We start from the raw sequence: 22312 nt of genomic DNA, 5'->3' as shown, positions 1-22312 counted from the left end.
GATAGCGCCCGGGGTTAAAGATTCCTGCCGGTCTGGCCGTAATACCGGTTAAGCCACCCTGGGCGCTAGTGCCAGGGCAACGGCCAGTAGGGGGGAGCCCGGGCTGACGCCGTAGAATCTTGTCAGGCAAGCAGGGAGATTCCTCGCCACGATCATCGAACGCAACCGCTGCAAGGTTTTGAAATGGGCAATGTAGTCCTGCTCGAGGATGAGGTCGAGCTGCGCGAGGAAATAGCGGCTTTCCTGCAAAAGCGAGGCTGGAAGGTCAGCCAGGCCGGCAGCCTGGCGCAATTCCTGCCGCTGGCCGCGCAGGCCGACATCGCCGTCATCGACGTCATGCTCCCCGACGGCACCGGTTTCGATGCGGCCAGCCGCCTGCGCCGCGAGCGCCCCGGCTGCGGCATCGTCATGCTTACGGCCCGCGGCGAAACGCAGGACAAGCTGCACGGCCTGAACGGCGGGGCGGACCATTATCTGGTCAAGCCGATCAAGCTGCTCGAATTCGACGCCATCCTGCGCGCCTTGAGCCGCCGCGTCGTCTCCAACTGGTGGCTCGACCGACAGGCCAGCACGCTGGTGGCGCCGGCGGGAGCCCGCCTGGCCGTGTCGTCCAACGAGAGCAAGCTGCTCGAAATGCTGGCGCTCCATCCCACCCAGCCCGTCGATCGCCGCCAGATCGCCGAAGGCTTCGGCTTTGACTGGCTGAGCTACGACGAGCGCCGGCTGGAGACCATGGTCAGCCGCCTGCGGCAACGCTGGCGCAGCGAATCGGGCAGCGAATTGCCGCTCAAGACCGCCCACCGCAAGGGCTATACGTTCGCCGCGCCCATCGCGCTAGCCTGAGCCTGCACGCCCGGCGGCGCCGACGGCAGAAAAATCGTGGCGCGGCAGCCCTGCCCGGGCGCACTGTCCAAGGTCAAGGTGCCACCCTGCATTTCCACCATGCGCCGGGCCAGCGACAAGCCAAGCCCGGTCCCCGGTTTCTGGCCGGCATTCTGGCCGCGATAAAAGCGCTCGAATACGCGCGGCAGGTCCGCCGCCTCGATGCCGGGACCGTTGTCCTGCACTTCCAGCACCACGCCTTCGGCCACCTCCCGGCCCCGCAAGACCACCCGGCAGCCCGCGGGCGTGTACTTCACCGCGTTGTCGGCCAGCGTGCGCAATGCCAGCCGCAGCAGGCTGGCGTCGCACAGGAAGGCTTCTGGCAAGCGCTCCCCATCCACCTCCAGCCGGTGCCCCTCTGACAGCAGTTGCGCTGCTGCCGCGGCGTCCTCCAGCAAGTCCGCCAGGCCGGTGGGTGACGGCCGGGAGCCGTGCCGCAGCAATTCGAAGCCATCCTCATGCAGGGAGTCATTGAGCAGCATGGTCAGGCGTTGCGTGGCGCGCAGGATCTTCTGGTACCGGGCCGAGGTCTGCGGGTCATCATGGGCATCGTCCAGGTCCAGATTCTGGGCGGTGGCATCGATCACCGCCAGCGGCGTGCGCAGTTCATGCGAGACCGTGGACAGGAACTGCCGCTGCTCCTCCTGCGCGCGCCGCTCCAGCGACAGCGACGCTTCCACCTGCGCCATGGCGCTCCTGAGCGCCTGGGTGCGCAAGGCAACCTTGACCTCCAGGTCGCGCTCGGCCTGACGGGCCACGCGCAAGGCTTCGGCCTGGGCGGCCTCCTTTTCGGCGCGCATGTCGGTGTAGCGCCAGCTGATGGCCGAATTCATGATGAGCAGGAACGCCATCATGCCCAGGTAGTTGGCGTTGTCGACGAACGCGCCGGGATCGATCGCGCCGACGTTGCGCGCCAGGCGCAGCACGGTGCCGCCAAAGAGCAGGACCAGGACGAACAAAAGCACACGCGCGGCCTTTTGGCCGCGCCAGGTCATCGCCGCGGAAGCGATCAGCAGTATGCCCATGGTGAGCAGGCCCCAGAGCAGCGCCAGTGGGCGTATCCACCAGACGTTGCCCAGCAGCAAGCAGGGGGTCATGACCAGCGCCACCCCCCAGGCCAGCAGCGAAAAACCGATCGCCCAACGCCGCCACGGCGACTCGTACAGGCCCAGGTAGTGCGCCGTGAACAAGGTGCCAAGCGGCGTCGCAAAAAACCAGCTCACCACGTAGACGGCATCGCTCGTCAGCGGCCATCCAGGCAGGAGGTACTGATACGTGAAGCCCTCGGCGGACAGCGAGGTGAACAGATTGGCCAATACCGTCAGGCTGAACAGGCCAAAGGAAAGATTACGCGTGACCCAATAAAACCAGACGCTGGTAATCAGCAAGACCAGGTGCGCTGCGTAGAACAAGCCAAACAGAAGCAGCTCGGTGCCGATAAAGGAAATGAACGCTTCCGGCGACCACGCCACCAGGGGAAAGCTCATCGTGCTGGTACTGCGCACGCGCAAATACAGCGTGACCGGCTTGTCCACCGGCAAGTCGAGCTGAAACACCGGATTGCGGTAATCCACGTCGCGCCCCGCCACCGGCCGCCTGTCGCCGGACACCCGCTGCGCGTATCCGCCCGCCGCTAGCGGCTCGAACAGCGTGACGTCGTCCAGCAACGCCGAGCGCAGCTCCAGCAACCATACCGGCGCGGCTTGCTCCGGGCGCGTCAGGGTGATGCGCAGCCAGACGGCCCCCTTCACGTAGCCAAGGGCGGGAGGGGAGTACTGGGGCTGGAAAGCCGCCGCGAACTCGGGCCGCGATAACTGCTCGATGGTCAGCGCATCCTGCGGATCGCGCAGCAGCTCCCAATGCTCGCCCAGAGAGACCTCTCCCGCCGGCGGCAGACGCATTTCCGCCCATGCGGCGGAGTGGCCGAGCCAGTACAAGAGAACGATCCAGAATAGCCGAAGCATTGTCCCTTCCAGTCGTGTTTCGCGACAAAAGGCCACGACTATAGCCCAGCAAGGATCGGGCTTTTTCACTTTGCCTGGCAATGTCAGGATTTGTCAGTTTTGCGGTGATTCCATTGGATAGGATCGGCGCTGATAAAAGCACTCGACTCCAATTCGCCATGCGTAATCCAGCCCTTCGCGCCCACTGCGATATCCATCATGGCGTCACCGAGGGGAACCAGTCAGCGACGACACCGCAAGACAAAGCGCCGCGGCCCCGCTCAGCCACCCACGGCGCCGTCGCCGTCGTGGGCCTGGCCGCGTTCCTGCTGGCCGTTACCATCGTGCGGACCGACCGGCCCTTCGGCGACAACATGGTCCACTCGGCCCTGTTCATCGTCGGGGTGACGGCGGCGACCATCTTCTTGCTCGACCTGATCTGGCAGAAGGTGCACTTGCGCGCAGCCACCGGCCTGGATTTTTCCCGGGACGATCCGTCGTGGCACCGCAGCCTGACCAAATTTGCGGGCCTGCTTGGCAGCATGGGCTTTGTCGGCCTGCTGTACTGGCTGTTCCCCGAATACCATGCGGCCTTCTACGCGCGCTATTTCTCCATGCTGGCGATCGTGCTGCCGGCCTGGGTCGCGCTGGCGCTGCCCTATTTCTTCTTCGTCGACCGCAAGATGACCCGGCCCCTGGACGGCTACTGGCACATGGGCAAGCTGGTCACGTTGCAGTGGGACAAGATGGATGGCAAGGTGGTGGGGCAGCATCTGCTCGCTTGGTTGATCAAGGGCTTCTTCCTGCCCCTGATGTTCACCTATATGTGCAATGACCTGGCACGCTTCATCGCCGCCGACTTTGCGCTGCTGACGAGCTTCAAGGCCTGGTTCGACCTGCTCTACGGCTTGCTGTACTTCATCGATGTCGGCCTGGTGGTGATGGGGTACCTGATGGCGCTGCGCATCACCGACACGCACGTGCGCTCGGCCGAGCCGTCCATGCTGGGCTGGGCGGTGGCGCTGATATGCTACGAGCCGTTCTGGTCGCTGATCGGGCGGCAGTACCTGCATTACGAGACCGGCCTGCAGTGGGGCGCGTGGCTTTGGAACACACCGCTGCTCTATGGCATCTGGGGCGGTGCGATCCTGGTGCTGACGGCGATCTACGTCTGGGCGACGGTGATCTTCGGCGCGCGGTTCTCGAACCTGACCCACCGGGGCATCATCACCAACGGGCCTTACCGGTGGACCAAGCATCCCGCCTATGTGGCCAAGAACCTGTCCTGGTGGATGATCTCCATCCCCTTCATGGCCCAGGGCTCAGCGGATGAAACACTGCGCCACTGCCTGCTGCTGCTGGCCTTGAATGCCATCTATGCGATGCGGGCCATGACGGAAGAGCGGCATTTGTCCCAGGACCCGGACTATGTGGCTTACGCCAGATGGATCGACCACCACGGCATGTTCCGCTTCCTGCGGCATCTGCCGGTGCTGGGGAATCTGCGCTACAGGCCACCGGTGCCGCTTGAGCCGACCGCCTGACTACCTGACTACCTGACTATACCCATCGGCCGGCACCCTGTTGCCGGCCGATGGCATCACCCCACAAACCGATATCCCACCCCCACCTCCGTCATCAGGTGCGAGGGTTGCGCGGGATCGGTTTCGAGCTTGTGCCGCAGGTGCCCCATGTACACCCGCAGGTAATGGCTGCTCTCCGAGTGCGCCGGCCCCCAGACTTCGCGCAGCAGTTCGCGATGCGTCATGACCTTGCCGCGATGCGCGATCAGCACGGCGAGCAGGCGATACTCGATCGGCGTCAGGTGCACATCCTGCCCGGCGCGGGTGACCACGCGGTTGGCCAGGTCGATCTGCACCTCGCCAAAGCCGATCTGCGGCGTGCCTTGCGGATTGGTCTTGGCGTGGCGGCGCAGCAGCACGCGCACACGCGCGATCAGCTCGCCCACGCCGAAGGGCTTGGTCAGGTAGTCGTCCGCGCCGGCGTCCAGCGCGGCGATCTTGTCGTCCTCGCCGGAGCGCGCCGATAGCACCAGCACCGGCACTTCGGTCCAGGTACGCATCTCGCGGATCAGCGTCATGCCGTCGCCATCGGGCAGGCCCAGGTCGAGGATCACCACGTCGGGCTGGCGCGTGCCGGCATCGATCAGGCCGCGCTTGAGCGTCTCGGCCTCATGCACGGCGCAGCCTTCTGCCTGCAGCGCCTCGCGCACGAAGCGCCGGATATGCGGCTCGTCTTCGACCAGCAAGACAGTCGGCGAAAATTCAAATGCCATTTCAGTTGGACTCCTTGTTTGCTGCATCGTGCGCAACCAGCCCGGCGCCGTTGCCGTGCGTGGCTAGCAGCGCCGATTCAAGTGCCTCGGGCGGCTCGGGCTCGATCGCAGGCGGATTGCCGCGCGGCAGCGCCACGACAAAGCGCGCGCCGGTGTGGTCCGCGTTCACGCTCTCCACCCAGATGCGCCCGCCGTGCGCCTGCACGATGGCCTCGCACACGGCCAGCCCGAGGCCAACGCCCGCGGTCGCGGACTCGCGCTCGCCGCGCGTGAATTTCTGGAAGATCGAGAGCTCTTGCCCGTGCGGCACGCCCGGGCCGTCGTCCGCCACCGCGAGCCGCACCTCCGCTTCGACCACTTCGCCGGAGATGCGGATGCCGGTGCCCGGCGGCGTGTACTTGGCAGCGTTCTCCAGCAGGTTGCACAGCACCCGCTCCATCAGCACCGCATCGCACTCCACCAGCGGCAGCGCCGATAGATCCGCGACCGACACGCGGTGCCGCGACAGCGCATCGCGCATGCCGGCAAGCGCCGCGCCGACCAGCTCTTCGAGCGACTGCCACTCCTTTTGCATGCGCACGTCGCGGCTTTGCAGCCGCGCCATGTCGAGCAGGTTGACCACCATGGTGCGCATGCGCAGCGCTTGCTCGCGCATGGCATCGACGGTTTCCGACAGCGACGGCGGCAGCGGCGGCTCGGTGCGCTGCATGGTCTCGGCCATGCCGATCAGGCTGGTCAACGGTGTGCGCAGATCATGCGAGACGGCGGCCAGCAGCGAGCTGCGCAAGCGTTCCGACTCCATCGACACCAGCGCCTGCTGCGCGACCTCCACGTAATGCAGCCGCTCGATGGCGATGGCGATCAGCGTGGCGAACACGTCGATCTGGCGGCGCCGCTCGGGCCGCGCAAAGGCGCGCCACTCCTGCGGCTCCACCGCCAGCACGCCGCGCGTCTGCATCGGCGCCTTGAGCGGCAGGTAGAGCACGGTGCTGCCCGGCAGCGTATGCGTGCCGGTGCCGGCGGGCTGGCCGTGATCGAACACCCATTGCGCCAGCACGGGATCGATCGCGTCATTGCCGCGTTGCGTGGGGTTGATCACCGGCGGCATCAACCGCCCCTTGGGCGAGACGAGGAAGAACGCCGAGCGCGCGCCAAGCGCGGCTTGCAGGAAGCGGCTGCTGATATCGATGATCTGCTCGGGCATCAAGGCAGCGGACAACTCGCGCGCCAGCTCGTACAGGGTGCGCGCATCGGTCTCGCGCTCCACCGACACCTGGGCCTGCTCGCGCAGCCCGGCGGTAAGCTGGCCGATCACCAGGCCCACCGTCAGCAACACCGCGAACGTCACGAGGTACTGCACGTCGCTCACCGCGAAGGACATGCGCGGCGGCACGAAGAAAAAGTCGAAGGCCGCCACCGACAGCACCGAGGCCAGCGCGGCGGGGCCGCGGCCGTGGCGCAGCGCCACGCCGACCACGGCCGCGAGGAACAACATCGCGATATTGACCAGGTCGAACCACGGCCGCGTCAGCGCCGACAACAAGCTGGCGCCCCCGCACCATGCGACCGCCCACAGGTAGTCGATGCGGTGCGCCACCACGCTGCTGTCGTCGTTGCGCGCCGGATCCTCGCGCACGTCGGCGCGCCCGCCCGCCGGTTGCGCGCGGCCGCGCGTATCGGCGCCCATGGCGTCGGCGGCTACGCGGATCACGTCGATCTCCGGGCAGCCGAGCGCCAGCGAATCGGCAAAGCTATGGCGCCCGAACAGCCAGGCGCGCGCGCCCAGGAACGGCGACAAGCCGAGTGCCAGCAGCGCCCGGCCGCGTGCCAGGAGGCTGCCGCCGCTGCGGCGCCAGTTGCCGGGAGCCCGCCCGACCACCACCTTGGTAAGGTTGTGGCGCCGCACATAACCCGCCACCGCCTGCACGATATCGCTGCCGGCCAGCGTCTCGGTGCGCGCGCCCAGCTCTTCGGCCAGCCGCATCGCCTCCTCGATATTCGCGCGCTCGTGCTCGGCAAGCGGCGCCAGGCGCGGCGTGGCCACCGTGACCACATGCCAGTCGCAATCGAGTTGCCCGGCCAGCCGGCGCGCGCTCTTGACCACCTGCGCGGCATCATCGCCGGTGCCGATGCACGCGAGCACCGCCTCGCGCGTGCGCCATACCGGCCGGATGGATTCGGCATGGCGGTATGCGCGCACGTCGTCGTCGACGCGGTCGGCGGTGCGGCGCAGCGCGAGCTCGCGCAACGCGATCAGGTTGCCCTTGCGGAAAAAATTGGTGGCCGCGGTGCGCGCCTGCTCCGGCAGGTAGACCTTGCCGTCGCGCAGGCGCCGCAGCAATTCGTCGGCGGGCAGGTCCACCAGGATGACTTCGTCGGCGTCATCGAAGACCGTGTCGGGTACCGTCTCCCACACCCGGATGCCGGTGATGCCGCCCACCGCCTCGTTGAGGCTGTCCAGGTGCTGCACGTTGACAGTGGTCCACACATCGATGCCGGCCGAGAGCAGCTCCTCGATGTCCTGCCAGCGCTTGGGGTGGCGGCTGCCGGACGCGTTGGAGTGCGCCAGTTCGTCGACCAGGATCAGCGCCGGGCGCCGGGCCAGCGCGCCGTCCAGGTCGAACTCCTGCAGCACACGGTCGTCGAGCTTGTGATGCGGCATGGCCTTCATCGGCAGCCGCTCCAGCCCCGCGATCAGCGCCTCGGTCTCGGCGCGGCCATGGGTCTCCACCACGCCGATCACGACATCGCTGCCTTGCTCGCGCAGCGCACGCGCTGCGCTCAGCATGGCGAAAGTCTTGCCCACGCCCGCGGAGGCGCCGAAATACACCCGCAGCTTGCCGCGCGCGGCGCGCTCGCCCTCTTGCTGCATGCGTTGCAGCAAGGCATCGGGATCGGGCCGGCCGGGGGCGTCGCGCTGGGCGGTGTCAGGCATGGTGGGGGTCATTGCCCGGGAGGAGGATGGATGAAAACGATTGTGCCACGCCTGAGGTCAAACACCGGCACGAATAACGCACTTCGGGCGCGGGCCGAAGCCGCCGAACGGGCCAAAGCCGCGCGCCATGACGACGGCTGCCTCTCCCTCTCCCCTCATGGGGAGAGGGCCGGGGAGAGGGGCGGTTTGGCTAGGAGCCACTTGAAGCGAAGCCAACGGTTTCATCCGGCCCGCCCCCTCCCCCAGCCCCTCGCCCGCCATGCGGGAGAAGCGAGCAAGCCAGCCGACATGGTTTGCGCACCAACACCTCCCAGACCTGCCAAACCTCACTGCTTCTCGGCATCCAGCGCCAGGTTCAACTGGAGCACATTCACCACCGGATCGCCCATCACCGCAAGCAGCGGCTTTTCCGTGTTGGCCGCAACCAGCGCTTCTACGCGCTCCAGCGGCAAGCCGCGCAACCGGGCCACGCGCACCGCCTGGTACTGCGCCGCGGCCGGGCTGATCTGCGGATCGAGGCCACTGCCGGAAGCCGTGACCAGATCCACCGGCACGGGCGCCTTGTTGCCGGGGTCCGCCTCGCGCAGCGCGTCGATACGGGCGCGCGCGGCATCGGTCAGGGCCGGGTTGCTCGGGCCGAGGTTGGAGCCGCCGGAAGCTGCCGCGTTGTATGGCATGGGCGCGGTGGCCGACAAGCGGCCCCAGAAGTACTTCGGATCCGAGAACGGCTGGCCGATCAGTTCCGAGCCGATGACGCGGCCGTCCTTGACGATCAGCGAGCCGGCCGCTTCATGCGGGAACACGGCGCGCGAGATGCCGGTGATCACGCCGGGGTACAGCAGGCCGGTAACGGCCGACAGCACGACGAAGATCGTCAGCATGGGGCGCAGCAGGCCACCCTGGATGGGCGTGGCGGGCTGGGCGGGTTGGACTTGCGTATTCATGGATGGCTCCGTTTATGTTCAGCGCGTTCGATGCGTTCGATGCTGCGCTCAGACCCAGCCGAACAGGGTCAGGATCATGTCGATCACCTTGATGCCGACAAAGGGCACCAGGATGCCGCCGAGGCCGTACACCAGCAGGTTGCGCCGCAGCAAGATGGCCGCGCCGAGCGGCCGGTACACCACGCCGCGCAGCGCCAGCGGGATCAGCACCACGATGATCAGCGCGTTGAAGATCACCGCCGACAGGATGGCCGAGGCCGGCGTGGACAAGCCCATCACGTTGAGCTGGTTGAGCTGCGGGTACGTGGTGGCGAACGCTGCCGGGATGATGGCGAAGTACTTCGCCACATCATTGGCCACGCTGAAGGTGGTGAGCGAGCCGCGCGTCATCAGCATCTGCTTGCCGATCTCGACGATTTCGATCAGCTTGGTCGGATTGCTGTCGAGGTCGACCATGTTGCCAGCTTCTTTCGCCGCCTGCGTGCCACTGTTCATCGCCACCGCCACGTCGGCCTGCGCCAGCGCCGGTGCGTCGTTGGTGCCGTCGCCGGTCATCGCCACCAGGCGGCCTTCGGCCTGGTAGTCGCGGATCAGCTTGAGCTTGGCTTCGGGTGTGGCTTCGGCAAGGAAGTCATCGACGCCGGCCTCCGCTGCGATCGACGCGGCGGTGAGGCGGTTGTCACCGGTGATCATCACCGTCTTGATGCCCATCTTGCGCAGCTCGCCGAAACGCTCGCGAATGCCGGCCTTGACGATGTCCTTGAGTTCCACCACGCCAAGCACGCGTACGTGCTCGCCATCGGTGCTGGACTCCGCCACCACCAGCGGCGTGCTGCCGGCGCGGGCCACGTCGTCCACCGCCTGCATCACGGCGTCGGGGAACTTGCCGGCGCGCTCGGTCACGTACTTGCGCACGGCATCGGCCGCACCCTTGCGCACGCTGCGCCCGCCGGCATCCACGCCGCTCATGCGGGTCTGCGCGGTGAACGGCACGAAGATCGGGCGCAGTGCGCTGATATCGGGCGTGGCGGCGCCGGCCTGCTGGCGCGCCAGCGTGACGATGCTGCGGCCTTCCGGCGTTTCATCGGCCAGCGATGACAGCCAGGCGGCTTCGGCCAGTTGCTGCGCCGACACGCCGGGCGCGGCGATAAAGCGCGAAGCCTGGCGGTTGCCGTGCGTGATGGTGCCGGTCTTGTCGAGCAGCAGCACATCCACGTCGCCAGCGGCTTCCACCGCGCGGCCCGAGGTGGCAATCACGTTGGCTTCCATCATGCGGCTCATGCCGGCCACGCCGATGGCCGACAGCAGGCCGCCGATGGTGGTCGGGATCAGGCACACCAGCAGCGCGATCAGTACGGTGATGGTGACGGGCATGCCGGCCTTGGCAACGAACACGCTGTACACCGAGAACGGCTGCAGCGTGGCAGTGGCCAGCAGCAGCACGATGGTCAGGCCCACCAGCAGGATGGTCAGCGCCAGTTCGTTCGGCGTCTTCTGGCGCTTGGCGCCTTCCACCATGGTGATCATGCGGTCGATGAAGCTCTCGCCCGGATTGGTGGTGATGCGCACCACGATCCAGTCGGACAGCACGCGCGTGCCGCCGGTGACCGAGGAAAAGTCGCCGCCGGATTCGCGGATCACGGGAGCCGATTCGCCGGTGATGGCGCTCTCGTCCACCGAGGCCACGCCTTCGATCACGTCCCCGTCGCCGGGCACCATGTCACCGGCCTCGACCAGCACCACGTCGCCACGGCGCAGCGCGGCGGCGCCCCGCGCCTCGGTGGCGCCGGCGGCGCGGTAATCGCGCCGGCCTTCCTTGACCAGCTTGGCGGTGACAGTGGTCTTGAGCCCGCGCAGCGCTTCGGCTTGCTGCTTGCTGCGGCCCTCGGCCAGCGCTTCGGCAAAGTTCGCAAACAGCACGGTGAACCACAGCCACACCGACACGGCCAGGATAAACCCGGCGCTCTCGCCACCCGCCGTGGCGGGCGAGAACAGCGCGCGGAAGAACAGGATCGTGGTCAGGATGCTGCCCGCATAGACCACGAACATCACCGGGTTGCGCAACTGATCGCGCGGCGAAAGCTTCTTCACCGAATCGAGCAGCGCTGGCTTGACGAGTTCGGGCGCGAACATGCCGCCGCGCGGGCGATGATGGCCGCCGCTCTTTTGCGCGGCCAGGGCCGGCGTGACCACGCTGGTGGCCGGGGTAGTGTTTGCCGGTGCCACGCCGGCGTTCTTGCTGCGCGTCACCATGGATTCTTGTTGCATGCGTTTCTCCATTACTTGCTAGCCGCCGAGACCACCGGCGCCTGCAACTGCTCCGCCACCGGGCCCAGCGCCAGCGCCGGGATATAGGTGAGCGCGCCCACCATCAGCACCGAGCCGACCAGCAGCACCACGAACAGCGGGCCGTGCGTGGGCATGGTGCCGCCCGTCACCGGCAGCCTGCGCTTGGCCGCCAGCGAGCCCGCCATGGCCAGGATCGGCACGATGATCCAGAAGCGGCCGAACCACATCGCCGCGGCCAGCGCCACGTTGTAGAAGGGCGTGTTGGCAGACAAGCCGCCGAAGGCGCTGCCGTTGTTGTTGGCAGCCGACGAGAACGCATAGAGGATTTCCGAGAAGCCGTGCGTGCCTGGGTTGAACACACCGGCGCGGCCCGGCTCCACCATCACCGCCACCGCCGTGCCCAGGAGCACCAGCAGCGGCGTGACGAGGATCGCCACCGCGGTCATCTTCATCTCATAGGTCTCGATCTTCTTGCCCAGGTACTCCGGCGTGCGGCCGATCATCAGGCCCGCGATGAACACGGCGAGCACCGCATACACCAGCATGCCGTACAGGCCCGAGCCCACGCCGCCGAACACCACTTCGCCAAGCTGCATCAGCAGCATCGGCACCAGCCCGCCGATGGCGGTGAAGGAGTCGTGCATGGCGTTGACCGCGCCGCACGACGCCGCCGTGGTGATGGTGGCGAACAGCGCGGTGGCGGCGATGCCGAAGCGCGTTTCCTTGCCTTCCATATTGCCGCCCGCCTGCAGCGCGCTGGCCGCATGGTCGATCGGCAAACCCGCCAGCGCGGCGTTGGCCTGCTGCTCGGAGGCTGCGGCGACGCATGCCATCACGATGAAGATCACCGCCATCGATGCCAGGATCGCCACGCCCTGGCGGCGGTCCTTGACCATCTCGCCGAAGGTGAAGCACAGCGCCGCCGGGATCAGGAAGATGGCCAGCATCTCGATCAGGTTGGCAAGCTCGGTCGGGTTCTCGAACGGATGCGCCGAATTGGCGTTGAAGAAGCCGCCGCCGTTGGTGCCGAGCATCTTGATGGCTTCCTGCGAAGCCACCGGGCCCATTGCCAGCGTCTGCTTGTCGGTCTTCATGGCCTCCATCACCGGCGCGCCCTTGGCGTCGAGCACGGGCTGGCCGGCTGCGTCCACCTTGGGCTGGCTGTATTCGACCGGCGTGACCAGGCTGACTTCCTTGTAGCTGTCGAAATTCTGGATCACGCCCTGGCTGACCAGCGCCAGCGCGATCGCCGCGGAAATCGGCACCAGCACGTAGAGCGTGCAGCGCGTCATGTCGACCCAGAAGTTGCCGATGGTGGCCGCGCTCTGGCGCGCAAAGCCGCGGATCAGCGCGAACACCACTGCGATGCCGGTGGCCGCCGAGAAGAAGTTCTGCACCGTGAGCGCCAGCATCTGCGTGAGATAGCTCATGGTGGATTCGCCCGCATAGCCCTGCCAGTTGGTATTGGCGACGAAGCTCACGGCGGTGTTGAAGGCCGAGTCCGGCGACACCGCGCCGAAGCCTTGCGGGTTAAGCGGCAGCCAGGCCTGCATGCGCTGCAGCGCATAGACCGCCACCACGCCCAGCATGTTGAAGGCGATGACCGCGATGGCGTATTGCTTCCAGCCCATCTCGGCATTGGCGCGCACGCCCGCCACGCGGTACAGCACGCGCTCAAGCGGGCGGCCCCAGGCCGTGGCGAGGTAGCGGTCGTCTTCCATCGCGCGGCGGATATAACGCCCCACGAAGGGCGCGAGCGCCAGCAGGATGGCTAGGTAGAGGACCAGTAGTCCCAGGAATTCGGTGGACATCAGAATTTCTCCGGCCGGAACAGGGCGATCAGGAGGTAGATAAAGACAGCAACGGCGAGCACGCCGCCCAGCAGGTCAGCCCAGTCCATCACAGCCTCCTGTCGGTGGCGCTGTCCTTGCGGCGCGCGTCGGCGGCTTCTGCGCCCGGCCCCTCGGCCGCTCCCGGCGGTTTGCCTGCGAGCGCGGCGCACAAGAGCAGCAGTGCGCCAGTCAGCGCACCAAACAGCAACAAACCAATGAAATAGATCCCGTCCATGGCAACACACCGTGAGTGATTCACAGATGGCAGATTAGGGATCGAGTGGTAAAAACGGGATAGAGAGGGGGGGCGGGGGTGTAAAGAAGATATAAAAATCGCGTAAAAACGGTGCGAGAGCCCGTAGCGGCGCCCATCCCGCTTGCCGGGCATCGGCGCCAGCCAAGAAAAAGCCCCGCAGGCTGTTGGCCTTGCGGGGCTATGCAGGTCGCCGAAGCCGGCTGTGGCGCCGGCCGCGTCAGGAGCGCCTGATCCGTTACGTCAGTTGCATGGTCGGTTGTACGGTTAGTTGTATGGTTAGTTGTAGGTAAAGACCGCCGACTTGTTGCTGTTATCCAGCATGCGGTACCCGAACAGCAGCCCGCGGTTGGTGGTGGCCGTGAAGGCCGGCACCGCCGCGTTGACCACGATCGAGGTCGCGCCCCTGGGTGCCGACGTGGAGGTGCTCCAGGTACCGTTGTTGTCGACCGTGGCGGCAACGCTGCCGATCTGCTGGGCGGAGACATTCTGCACCCAGTCCGCCGTCAGCGACGTCTGCGCACCGGCCAGGCTGGCGTTGGACGGGTCCAGTGCGGCCAGCGATTTGCTGCCCAGCGTGTTCCACGGCAGGTTCACCCCTTGGGTGGCCGGCACGAGGTCGCTCAGCAGGGTCTTGTTGTAGCTGTAGGTCGGCGTGGTGTTGGTGCCATGGAACAGCTCGATGCGGTACTTCGCACCCTTGACCACCTTGGAGGCATCCGCGTTGTCCGCCGCTTGCGCCCATACCAGGCTGGCAGGATTGCCCGCCAGGGTGCTGGCCGCGCTACCGCTGAGGCCCGCGGTCCGCGAGAACCAGAAATTCGGGCAGTTGTACGACGGCGAGGGCGGGCTGAACTCGTTGCCGCACTGGGCGGTGACGGGCACCGTGCCGGTCTTGTTGCTCACGTCCATATAGGTCTGGCCCACCTCGGCCGGGACCGGCGCGATATAGACGATGCCATTGCTCGGCAAGCCGGGCCCGGTCACGCGCGCATAGCTCAGGGGCGCGTTGTTGACGACGCTGCCCGGGCCCTTGGCGTTGATCATGAACTGGATGCCGCTCTGGAAGTGGCTGTAGTTGTTGTTGCTCTTGTTGAAGCCCGGGTTCATCTGCTCAACGCGCCGGATCTGGAGCTTGAGCGTGACGTCGACCGGCTGCTGGTTGCCGACCAGCCACCAGCTCGACGGATGCGCGCTGGTGGCGCCGCCCGCGACATCGCGTGCCGTCGTGATGATGTTGCCAGGGTTGCCGCTGGCGTCCAGGTACCGGATGTTGAAGATGGCTTCGTCACGCCCCGAGGCCGTCGAGGCGGCGGGATAGAACGCCATGATTTCCGGCACGCTGAACTGCGCGCCCGTCATGGTGTCGCTGGTCAGGATGCCGTAGAGCAATTGCCCGAAGTAAAAACCGTTGTGCAGGAAATCGACACCGGCCGCGTTGCTGATGTCGGCAGCGATGTTCTGGCATGCGGACGCCACCCCATCGACTTCCGGGCCGCCCTGCGACGCGCTCAGGCTGGTATTGGAGGACGTCACGCGCTGCGCGACGGGCAGCGCGAAGCAGGCTGAGAGCCCCTTGGCGACCGCCTGCGCTGCCTGCGGCAGGGCCGCAACGGCGACTGCCGGCGCGGCGAGCGTGCCGCCCGTGCTGGTGGCGGTGGCGATGGCCACGGGCGTCGGGTTGTCGACGGTGGCCAGCGCCAGCTTGCCGGTGGCCGGATCCGTGACCACCTTGACGATATCGAGCACCTGGTCGGCGGTATTGCCCACGCCGGCGGCCGTGGCGGCGGTGATGGCGGTCGAGAACGGATCGTAATTGGCGGGCGCGCCGATGGCGGCGAGCACGCTGGCGAGCTGCGCGACCACGTTGGCGGTGACTTTTTGCAAGGCGGCGGCGTCCACCGTCTTGCCACTGACGAGAGTCAGCGGATTGCCGTCGGCGGCGAGTTGCGCCACGATGGCCGTGGTCAGCGGCGTGGCGTTGATGGTCAGCTTGGCGCCGGCAGCCGGCGTGACGGTGCTCACGCTGACCAGCGGGGCCGTGTTGCCCGTGGGGTCCGTGACGACCACGAAGAACGGCGCCACCTCGCCCGTCTTCAGGGTGCAGGTGTAGCTGCCCAGGGCGCTGGTGGTGATCGCGGCTTCCTGGCAGGGCGATGCACCCGCGCTATCGGTAATGGCCACATTGGCGTTGGCCAGCGCCGCGCCGGTGGCGGCCGTGCCGGTCACCGCAGCTGCGGCCAGGACCGGCTTGTCGGCGGCGGAGCCGCTGCTTGTGCTATCGCTGCCGCCGCCACCGCAGGCGGCCAGCGCCAGCAGTGCCGCGCCGCTCAGCGCGACCCCGAATGTCTGAAGTTGAAGCTTCATTGGATTTTCCCCCTGAGAATGGATTCCGGTGTTTCTTCTGCTTTTCGTTTTTTTGCCAGCGCCGTGCCGGCAACTTGATTTACGGCAGGACCCTGTTATTCGTTAGCCGGCCGATGGCAGCGGTCTCGCGTCCCCCGGCAGGGCAAGACTAAGCAGCCGGCAAGCAGGTGGGAATCCCATAAACATGGCATGGCGCCCCGCCCCGGACTGCGCAGGGAGGAATGGCGGGGAAAAACGGGGGCGCCGTGGGGGCGGCAGGCGTGGCAACCGGGTTGCCACGCCGCGCGGCTCAGATCCAGCCGGACTTATGCAGCTTGCGCCAGAGCCCGCCGCAGGCGAGCGCGGTCACCCCGATCACGGTCGGATACGCATAGTGGAATTTCAGCTCCGGCATGAAGTTGAAGTTCATGCCGTACAAGCTGAACACCACGGTGGGAATCGCCAGGATGGCGCCCCAGCCGGCCAGGCGCTTGACCACTTCATTCTGGCCCACCGTGACCAGTGCCAGGTTCACCTGCACCGCGGTGGTCAGCATCTCGCGCACCACGTCCAGGGTGCGCACCAGGCGGCTGGCGTGGTCCTCGATGTCGCGGAAGTACGCGCGCAGCTCCTTGGGCACCAAGTCCTCGTGCAACCGGATCAGTTGTCCGCAGATCTCCTCGATCGGGTAGACCGCATTGCGCAGGCGCAGCACCTGGCGCTTGATGTGATACAGGTGCTCGATCGCGGCACGGTCAAATTCGTCGCGGAAGATGCCTTGCTCGAGCTGCTCGAAGCCATCCTCGAGCCGGGTGACGATGGGCATGTAGTGGTCGACCACGAAATCCATCAGCGCGTAGAGCACGTAGCCCGGGCCGTTGGCCAGCGCGCGCGCGTCGCTCTCGCAGCGCTCGCGCACCGGAGCGTAGCTGCTGCTCACGCCGTGACGGACCGACACCACATAGTTGGGGCCGACGAACAGGTGGGTCTCGCCCACCACCACTTCGTCGTCCACCAGTTGTGCGGTGTTCAGCACGATGAAGATGGAGTCGCCGTAGGTCTCCAGCTTGGGGCGCTGGTGGGCATCAAGGGCATCCTCCACCGCCAGGTCGTGCAGGCCAAACTCCTGCTGCACCTTGCGCAGCAGCGGCAGGTCCGGTTCGTGCAAGCCCAGCCAGACGAAGGTGCCCGGGACCGAGATTGCGTCGCTGATCTGGTCCAGGGCGACATCTCCCACGCGCTTGCCGCTGCGGTAGGCCACACTATTGACGATCGCGCCCATGACTGCTCCGTTGTTCAGATGGCGCAATCGTAACAAGGGCGCCATCAACGCGCCGCATCCGGCACTGGTCTCGGGTCATCCGGCATTTGTTACAGTTCTGCACCCAGACGAAGTTAGAATGTCCCATTTCCACGGTCACCGACTATGTCCCAGAAGAAATCGCCACGCTTCGAGCTGCGCAGTGGCAATGTCGACGCCCTCCTCCTCGCTCTCAAGACCACCGACATCGCAGCGCTGCGTGACGATCTCCTGTCCCGCTTCGAATCGACCCCCGATTTCTTCTCCAACGATGTGGTGGCCCTGGACCTGCGCCGGCTGGAAAGCGACGACCAGGTAGCCCTGGACACGGTGATCGAGACCCTGGCCCTGCTCAAGGCCCGCGCTATCGGCGTGGTGGCCCGCGAGGCGCAGCGGGGCTGGGCCGAGTCGTTTGGCCTGCCGCTGCTCGACAGCCAGAGCCGGCGCGGCGGCCGGGACGAAACCCCGCCGGCCGAGCCGGCAGGCCCCTCCCCGGCTGAAGCCCTGGCCGACGCCCAGGCTGCGGCCCAGGCCGAGGCAAAGGCTGCGGCCGCCGAAGTGGAAGCCGCCGCCGCGGCCGCCATTGCCGAAGCCGCGTCGCGCAGCGTGCCCACCATGCTGATCGACAAGCCGCTGCGCTCCGGCCAGCAGATCTACGCCGCCGGCGACGTGGTGATCCTCGACCTGGTCAGCTACGGCGCCGAGGTCATCGCCGAAGGCAACATCCATATTTATGCCCCGCTGCGCGGCCGCGCGCTGGCGGGGGTCAAGGGCTACGCGCAGGCGCGCATCTTCTGCACCTGCCTGGAGCCCGAACTGCTCTCCATCGCCGGCATCTACCGCACCGCCGAACTGCCGCTGCCCGCCGATGTGCTGGGCAAATCGGCCCAGGTGCGGCTGTCGGGGGAGAAACTGATTCTCGAACCGCTCCGGATGAAGTAACACCCGCCGCAGAGCCCAAACCACAGCAGCGCAAGCTTCAACCATTACTGGATCCAAGAGCCATGGCAAAAATCATCGTTGTGACCTCCGGCAAGGGAGGCGTAGGCAAGACCACCACCAGCGCCAGCTTTTCCGCCGGCCTGGCCCTGCGTGGCCATAAGACTGCCGTGATCGACTTCGACGTCGGCCTGCGCAACCTCGACCTGATCATGGGTTGCGAGCGTCGCGTGGTGTACGACCTGGTCAACGTGGTACAGGGCGAAGCCAACCTGAACCAGGCGCTGATCAAGGACAAGAAGTGCGAAAACCTGTTCATCCTGCCGGCCTCGCAGACGCGCGATAAAGACGCGCTCACCAAGGAGGGCGTGGAGAAGGTCATCAATGGCCTGGTCGACATGGGCTTCGAGTACATCGTCTGCGACTCGCCCGCGGGCATCGAGTCCGGCGCCCTGCTGGCCATGTACTTCGCCGACGAGGCGCTGGTCGTGACCAACCCCGAGGTGTCCTCGGTGCGCGACTCGGACCGCATCCTGGGCATCCTGTCGTCCAAGACCAAGCGCGCGGCCGAAGGCGGCGACCCGATCAAGGAACACCTGCTGATCACGCGCTACAACCCGAAGCGCGTGCACGGCGGCGAAATGCTGTCGCTCACCGACATCCAGGAAATCCTGCGCATCAAGCTGATCGGCGTGGTGCCGGAATCCGAAGCCGTGCTGCACGCATCCAACCAGGGCACGCCGGCCATCCACCTGGAAGGCTCCGACGTGGCCGACGCCTATGGCGACCTGGTGGACCGCTTCCTCGGCAAGGACAAGCCGATGCGTTTCACCGACTACCAGAAGCCGGGGCTGCTTTCGCGCATCTTCGGCAACAAGTAAGGGGGGTCTACCATCATGTCGATTCTGTCCTTCCTGCTCGGCGAGAAGAAGAAGTCCGCTTCGGTTGCCAAGGAGCGGCTGCAGATCATCCTCGCCCATGAACGCACCGGCCATTCCGCGCCGGCCGATTACCTTCCCGCCTTGCAGCGCGAGCTGGTCGCGGTGATTTCCAAATACGTAAAGATCAGTGACCAGGATCTGCGCGTGAGCCTGGAACGCCAGGACAATCTCGAGGTGCTCGAGGTCAAGATCGAGATCCCACAGGGATAACCCTGAGCCGGGCCAGCACGCCCCAGCCCGCGCTTCAAGCGGCGGCGCTTCACCGTGAAACGCCCGCCTGGCCTGCCTCGGTGGCCGGAGCGCGCGCGCGCTGCCGGCACCATCCCCCACACCGTGGGGTGCGCGAGTAACGCTGAATTCATCTCGCGATGCACCATTATGTAAATTTGTCGCGGCGTCGCAACGTTTTTGCACCAATTGCCAGCTTAGAGGCTGCCAACGGCGTGCATTAGTGTCTAAATCTTTTCTGTTTTGTTAAATTTTCGCGGGCGTTTACACGAAACGTAAACTCGTCAGTCATCGCGATCCGACCGCTGACACTACAGAATAGAAAAGGAGCCACATGAAGAAATCAGCCCTGACCCTCGCACTTGGTACGCTGCTGGCCGGCAGCGCCTACGCACAAACGTCCGTGACCCTGTACGGCATTGCAGACGTGAGCATTCGCTACACGAGCAATTCCAACCAGGCCAACAACAGCCAGTTCCAGATGACCGACGGCGCTGTAACGCAAAGCCGTTGGGGCCTGAAGGGCAGCGAAGCCCTCGGCAACAACCTGAAGGCGATCTTCCAGCTGGAAAGCGGCTACAGCCTCGACAACGGCTCCATGAATTCGTCCGGCGTGCTGTTCAATCGTCAGGCTTATGTGGGTCTGGCAGGCGATTTCGGCACCGTCAAGCTGGGCCGTCAGTACACCGAAGGGTTTAACTTCTTCGGCGACTTCGATCCGCTGACCATCGGCAACTACCAAGCCAATGCCTGGCCGTTCTTCCTGACCCAGTTCCGCGCCAACAACGTCGTGAGCTACGGCGGCAAGTTCAGCGGCCTGGACGTGGGTGCCAGCTATGGCTTCGGCGAGCAGCCGGGCAGCCTGACCAAGGCCAGCTCCACCGGCAAGCCGTACTTCGGCGCCCGTGCAGCCTATACGGCTGGTCCGTTCGCCTTCGGTGGCGTGTACCAGGAAATCCGCGACACCTTCGGCAACAAGCAGCAAATGTGGGGCGCGGCTGGTAAGTACTCCATCGGCCCGGCGAAGGTATTCGTGGGTTATGTCGGCGGCAAGGACAAGACCGGCCAGATCGACACCAACTTCATGAACGTTGCTGGCAACCCGGTTCCGGTCGGTGGCAACGCTGTGAACAATCCCCGCAAGGATGCCCTCGGCTACCTGGGCCTGACCTATCAGGCAACCCCGGCCCTGGCGCTGACCGGCGTGTTCTACGGCGACCACATCAAGAACAAGAATGGCCTGTCCAACAACGCTGGCAATCGCTACACGGGCGTGCTGCTGGCCGAGTACTCGCTGTCCAAGCGCACCCAGGTCTACGGCACCGTGGACTACAACAAGGTGACTGGCGGCGTGACGACCGAACTGCCGGGCAAGAACAACCAGACCGGTGCGGCAGTCGGTATTCGCCACATTTTCTGATTGTCCTTGTCGGCATGCCCCGCGCTCGCGCGGGGTAACGTCTGACTGCAAGAAAGCACCTTCGGGTGCTTTTTTTGTTTTTCAGGGCATTTTTCAGAGCGACATGGGCAAGTGCAGATGCCAGGTGATCCTGCCATCGGCTTCAGTTCCGGCTTCGGCTTCGGCATCTGCGGCGCGATCCGCATCGAGCGCGCCGCCATGGCGCAACAGCACGCGACGGCAAAACTGCATCGCCGGCGTCCGGGCACGCGCGGCCCGCCACGCAACGTCATCAGCACCGGCATCAGGCACGAAGGCGATCGAAATCCGGCAGAGGCGGCCGTCGAGCCGCTGGCACACCCGCGGCGGCGTGCTCCCGGCAGCGGACATCATGGCCAGCGCCATCAGCACGCGCAGGGCTTCGGCCAGCATGGCGGCATCGCCTCGTATCCAGGCCTTGCTGCCAGCCAGGTCGAGTTCGGGCGCGGGCCCGGCATGCAGGCAGAGCGCGTCGGCGGACTCGCGCAGCAGCGCCGTCAGCTCCAGTATCTCCATGCGGTAGCCGTGGGCAAGCTCGCGCAACAACCGCGCGATGTCGTCGGTAAGCCGCAGCGACGCCTGCGCATAGCCTGCTGTCTGCGCCACGAATGCCGCGTGCGCGCATGCGGACGGCACGTCCTGGTGCAATTGCACCAGCGCCAGGATGGCACTCTGCGGCGAGCGCAAATCGTGCGACAACGCCCGCATGGCGGTTTGCCAGGATGCCAGCGCCGCGCTGTCGCAGGACGGCGCATCGACGGCGCCGCCGGCAGGTAGCATGGCGCGGATGGCGGCCATGCCCGCGGGCCTGTCTTGCCCGCCCTCTTCCATGCCCGCCCCCATCCTGTGGGCGAGACGCTCCAGGCAACGCGCGACAGCACGCAGGCCCGCGACCCAGCGCAGGATTTCACAACGCAGCCACGCCGTCATGGCGCCGCGCCGGTGAGTTCGAGACGGTAGCCATGCGTGTAGACCGGCAGCAGCCGCAGCCCGTGCTCCGGGTGCAGGGCAAGCTTGCTGCGCACGCGCGACATATGCGTATCGATGGTGCGCGACAGCGGCGAGATCTCGCGTCCCCAGACCGCCGCCACGATATGGTCGCGCGACACGATGCGGCCTTCGTTGCGAAACAGCAGCACGGCCAGGTCGAACTCCTTGGGCGTCAGCCTGAGCGGCTGGGCGCGATGGGCCACCGTGCGCGCGGCGCAGTCGATGACATAGTCGGCCAGCGCCACCTGCGCGCCGCCGCTGCCCGGGTCCGGATAGGCGCGGCGCAGCAGCGAACGGATGCGCGCCAGCAGTTCGCCGCGACGCACCGGCTTGAGCATGTAGTCATCGGCGCCGGTGGCGAAGCCATCGACGATGTCTTCTTCCTCCACGCGGCAGGTCAGGAACATCGCGGGCACGCGCCGGTCCAGGTTGGCGCGCACCCAGGTCAGCACCTCCTTGCCGGAAAGATCCGGCATCTGCCAGTCGAGCAGCAGCAGGTCGAAGTTCTCCTCGCGCAGTTGCCGCAGCAGGTCGCGGCTGCGCGTGAAGGTGGTGCAGGCATGCCCGGCCTCGCCGAGAATCTGCCGGATCAGGGCCGCCTCTGCGGGTTCATCTTCCAGTGATGCGATCTTCATACCCATGCAATTTGGCCGGAAAGGCTTGGACGCCTGCCGGTCTCGCGGTAATTGGCGCCGCCGGCGCCAGGGAGTGACCCGACGATGCGGGGCTATCCGTCATTAGAAGCCGCGAGAGAAG

General features: G+C 66.3%; 18 protein-coding genes. 6 read left to right on the top strand and 12 right to left on the bottom strand.

From position 1 onward, the window contains the following. Positions 1–183 precede the first annotated feature (183 nt). On the top strand, positions 184–843 hold the full coding sequence (locus AC1Q7Q_RS34300; RefSeq protein WP_492376271.1) for a response regulator transcription factor: 660 nt from the start codon (positions 184–186) through the stop codon (positions 841–843). Here AC1Q7Q_RS34300 and AC1Q7Q_RS34295 read toward each other — a convergent pair. Then, a complete protein-coding gene (locus AC1Q7Q_RS34295) occupies positions 810–2846 on the bottom strand; it encodes a sensor histidine kinase (protein ID WP_492376270.1) in 2037 nt (678 codons plus the stop codon). The two genes, AC1Q7Q_RS34300 and AC1Q7Q_RS34295, sit on opposite strands and share 34 nt — an antisense overlap. Positions 2847–3004: 158 nt before the next feature. On the opposite strand from AC1Q7Q_RS34295, the gene AC1Q7Q_RS34290 reads away from it, so the two are divergent. Next, positions 3005–4369 (top strand): isoprenylcysteine carboxylmethyltransferase family protein, encoded by a 1365-nt coding sequence (locus tag AC1Q7Q_RS34290; RefSeq protein WP_492376269.1) that lies wholly within the window; start codon positions 3005–3007, stop codon positions 4367–4369. Positions 4370–4425: 56 nt separating this feature from the next. Here AC1Q7Q_RS34290 and kdpE read toward each other — a convergent pair whose 3' ends face one another. From kdpE to AC1Q7Q_RS34245, 9 genes are all read right to left on the bottom strand, one after another. Further along, positions 4426–5121, bottom strand: coding sequence for a two-component system response regulator KdpE (gene kdpE, locus AC1Q7Q_RS34285; RefSeq protein WP_492376268.1), 696 nt, complete (start codon positions 5119–5121; stop codon positions 4426–4428). 1 nt (position 5122) lies between these two features. Next, on the bottom strand, positions 5123–8056 hold the full coding sequence (locus AC1Q7Q_RS34280) for a DUF4118 domain-containing protein (protein WP_492376267.1): 2934 nt from the start codon (positions 8054–8056) through the stop codon (positions 5123–5125). Positions 8057–8382: 326 nt separating this feature from the next. Continuing rightward, positions 8383–9000 carry a potassium-transporting ATPase subunit KdpC gene (kdpC, locus tag AC1Q7Q_RS34275; protein ID WP_492376218.1) on the bottom strand — a complete coding sequence of 206 codons (618 nt, stop codon included), beginning with the start codon at positions 8998–9000 and terminating at the stop codon, positions 8383–8385. 48 nt (positions 9001–9048) lie between these two features. Beyond that, entirely contained in the window at positions 9049–11133 is a 2085-nt protein-coding gene (gene kdpB / locus AC1Q7Q_RS34270; protein WP_254615669.1) for a potassium-transporting ATPase subunit KdpB, read from the bottom strand. A gap of 146 nt (positions 11134–11279) precedes the next feature. Continuing rightward, positions 11280–13100 carry a potassium-transporting ATPase subunit KdpA gene (gene kdpA, locus AC1Q7Q_RS34265; protein WP_492376217.1) on the bottom strand — a complete coding sequence of 607 codons (1821 nt, stop codon included), beginning with the start codon at positions 13098–13100 and terminating at the stop codon, positions 11280–11282. Next, complete coding sequence (gene kdpF, locus AC1Q7Q_RS34260) at positions 13100–13189, bottom strand: K(+)-transporting ATPase subunit F (protein ID WP_006164365.1); 90 nt, start codon at positions 13187–13189, stop codon at positions 13100–13102. The genes kdpA and kdpF overlap by 1 nt, the downstream gene beginning before the upstream one ends. Beyond that, positions 13189–13356 (bottom strand): hypothetical protein, encoded by a 168-nt coding sequence (locus AC1Q7Q_RS34255; protein ID WP_170301836.1) that lies wholly within the window; start codon positions 13354–13356, stop codon positions 13189–13191. The genes kdpF and AC1Q7Q_RS34255 overlap by 1 nt, the downstream gene beginning before the upstream one ends. A 297-nt stretch (positions 13357–13653) precedes the next feature. Then, a complete protein-coding gene (locus tag AC1Q7Q_RS34250) occupies positions 13654–15741 on the bottom strand; it encodes a hypothetical protein (protein ID WP_492376216.1) in 2088 nt (695 codons plus the stop codon). Between the two features lie 289 nt (positions 15742–16030). Continuing rightward, complete coding sequence (locus AC1Q7Q_RS34245) at positions 16031–17002, bottom strand: magnesium and cobalt transport protein CorA (protein WP_492376215.1); 972 nt, start codon at positions 17000–17002, stop codon at positions 16031–16033. 144 nt (positions 17003–17146) lie between these two features. Here AC1Q7Q_RS34245 and minC point away from each other — a divergent pair, with 144 nt between their 5' ends. The 4 genes from minC (at position 17147) to AC1Q7Q_RS34225 (ending at position 20548) form a co-directional block, all read left to right on the top strand. Further along, the gene (gene minC / locus AC1Q7Q_RS34240; RefSeq protein ID WP_492376214.1) at positions 17147–17962 is read left to right on the top strand and encodes a septum site-determining protein MinC; all 816 of its coding nucleotides are present in this window, start codon (positions 17147–17149) and stop codon (positions 17960–17962) included. Positions 17963–18024: 62 nt separating this feature from the next. After that, on the top strand, positions 18025–18840 hold the full coding sequence (minD, locus tag AC1Q7Q_RS34235; protein WP_043342744.1) for a septum site-determining protein MinD: 816 nt from the start codon (positions 18025–18027) through the stop codon (positions 18838–18840). 15 nt (positions 18841–18855) lie between these two features. Further along, positions 18856–19110 carry a cell division topological specificity factor MinE gene (gene minE / locus AC1Q7Q_RS34230; RefSeq protein ID WP_006164360.1) on the top strand — a complete coding sequence of 85 codons (255 nt, stop codon included), beginning with the start codon at positions 18856–18858 and terminating at the stop codon, positions 19108–19110. Between the two features lie 352 nt (positions 19111–19462). Further along, a complete protein-coding gene (locus AC1Q7Q_RS34225) occupies positions 19463–20548 on the top strand; it encodes a porin (protein ID WP_492376213.1) in 1086 nt (361 codons plus the stop codon). A 93-nt stretch (positions 20549–20641) separates the two neighbouring features. Here the strand turns inward: AC1Q7Q_RS34225 and AC1Q7Q_RS34220 are convergent, their stop codons facing one another. Both AC1Q7Q_RS34220 and AC1Q7Q_RS34215 read right to left on the bottom strand, forming a co-directional pair. Continuing rightward, complete coding sequence (locus AC1Q7Q_RS34220) at positions 20642–21496, bottom strand: hypothetical protein (RefSeq protein WP_492376212.1); 855 nt, start codon at positions 21494–21496, stop codon at positions 20642–20644. Then, entirely contained in the window at positions 21493–22191 is a 699-nt protein-coding gene (locus AC1Q7Q_RS34215; protein WP_492376211.1) for a response regulator transcription factor, read from the bottom strand. The genes AC1Q7Q_RS34220 and AC1Q7Q_RS34215 overlap by 4 nt, the downstream gene beginning before the upstream one ends. Positions 22192–22312 lie beyond the last annotated feature (121 nt).

The sequence above is a fragment of the Cupriavidus sp. GW823-FHT07A04 genome, from assembly GCF_058794615.1.
The sequence above is the reverse complement of the archived record's forward strand: the minus strand, read 5'-3'. Positions and strand labels throughout refer to the sequence as shown.

Bases quoted from the DNA above. Each gene is read 5' to 3' on its own strand.
- AC1Q7Q_RS34300 (WP_492376271.1), top strand. From the start codon at position 184: ATGGGCAATGTAGTCCTGCTCGAGGATGAGGTCGAGCTGCGCGAGGAA.
- AC1Q7Q_RS34295 (WP_492376270.1), bottom strand. From the start codon at position 2,846: ATGCTTCGGCTATTCTGGATCGTTCTCTTGTACTGGCTCGGCCACTCC.
- AC1Q7Q_RS34290 (WP_492376269.1), top strand. From the start codon at position 3,005: ATGCGTAATCCAGCCCTTCGCGCCCACTGCGATATCCATCATGGCGTC.
- kdpE (WP_492376268.1), bottom strand. From the start codon at position 5,121: ATGGCATTTGAATTTTCGCCGACTGTCTTGCTGGTCGAAGACGAGCCG.
- AC1Q7Q_RS34280 (WP_492376267.1), bottom strand. From the start codon at position 8,056: ATGCCTGACACCGCCCAGCGCGACGCCCCCGGCCGGCCCGATCCCGAT.
- kdpC (WP_492376218.1), bottom strand. From the start codon at position 9,000: ATGAATACGCAAGTCCAACCCGCCCAGCCCGCCACGCCCATCCAGGGT.
- kdpB (WP_254615669.1), bottom strand. From the start codon at position 11,133: ATGTTCGCGCCCGAACTCGTCAAGCCAGCGCTGCTCGATTCGGTGAAG.
- kdpA (WP_492376217.1), bottom strand. From the start codon at position 13,100: ATGTCCACCGAATTCCTGGGACTACTGGTCCTCTACCTAGCCATCCTG.
- kdpF (WP_006164365.1), bottom strand. From the start codon at position 13,189: ATGGACTGGGCTGACCTGCTGGGCGGCGTGCTCGCCGTTGCTGTCTTT.
- AC1Q7Q_RS34255 (WP_170301836.1), bottom strand. From the start codon at position 13,356: ATGGACGGGATCTATTTCATTGGTTTGTTGCTGTTTGGTGCGCTGACT.
- AC1Q7Q_RS34250 (WP_492376216.1), bottom strand. From the start codon at position 15,741: ATGAAGCTTCAACTTCAGACATTCGGGGTCGCGCTGAGCGGCGCGGCA.
- AC1Q7Q_RS34245 (WP_492376215.1), bottom strand. From the start codon at position 17,002: ATGGGCGCGATCGTCAATAGTGTGGCCTACCGCAGCGGCAAGCGCGTG.
- minC (WP_492376214.1), top strand. From the start codon at position 17,147: ATGTCCCAGAAGAAATCGCCACGCTTCGAGCTGCGCAGTGGCAATGTC.
- minD (WP_043342744.1), top strand. From the start codon at position 18,025: ATGGCAAAAATCATCGTTGTGACCTCCGGCAAGGGAGGCGTAGGCAAG.
- minE (WP_006164360.1), top strand. From the start codon at position 18,856: ATGTCGATTCTGTCCTTCCTGCTCGGCGAGAAGAAGAAGTCCGCTTCG.
- AC1Q7Q_RS34225 (WP_492376213.1), top strand. From the start codon at position 19,463: ATGAAGAAATCAGCCCTGACCCTCGCACTTGGTACGCTGCTGGCCGGC.
- AC1Q7Q_RS34220 (WP_492376212.1), bottom strand. From the start codon at position 21,496: ATGACGGCGTGGCTGCGTTGTGAAATCCTGCGCTGGGTCGCGGGCCTG.
- AC1Q7Q_RS34215 (WP_492376211.1), bottom strand. From the start codon at position 22,191: ATGAAGATCGCATCACTGGAAGATGAACCCGCAGAGGCGGCCCTGATC.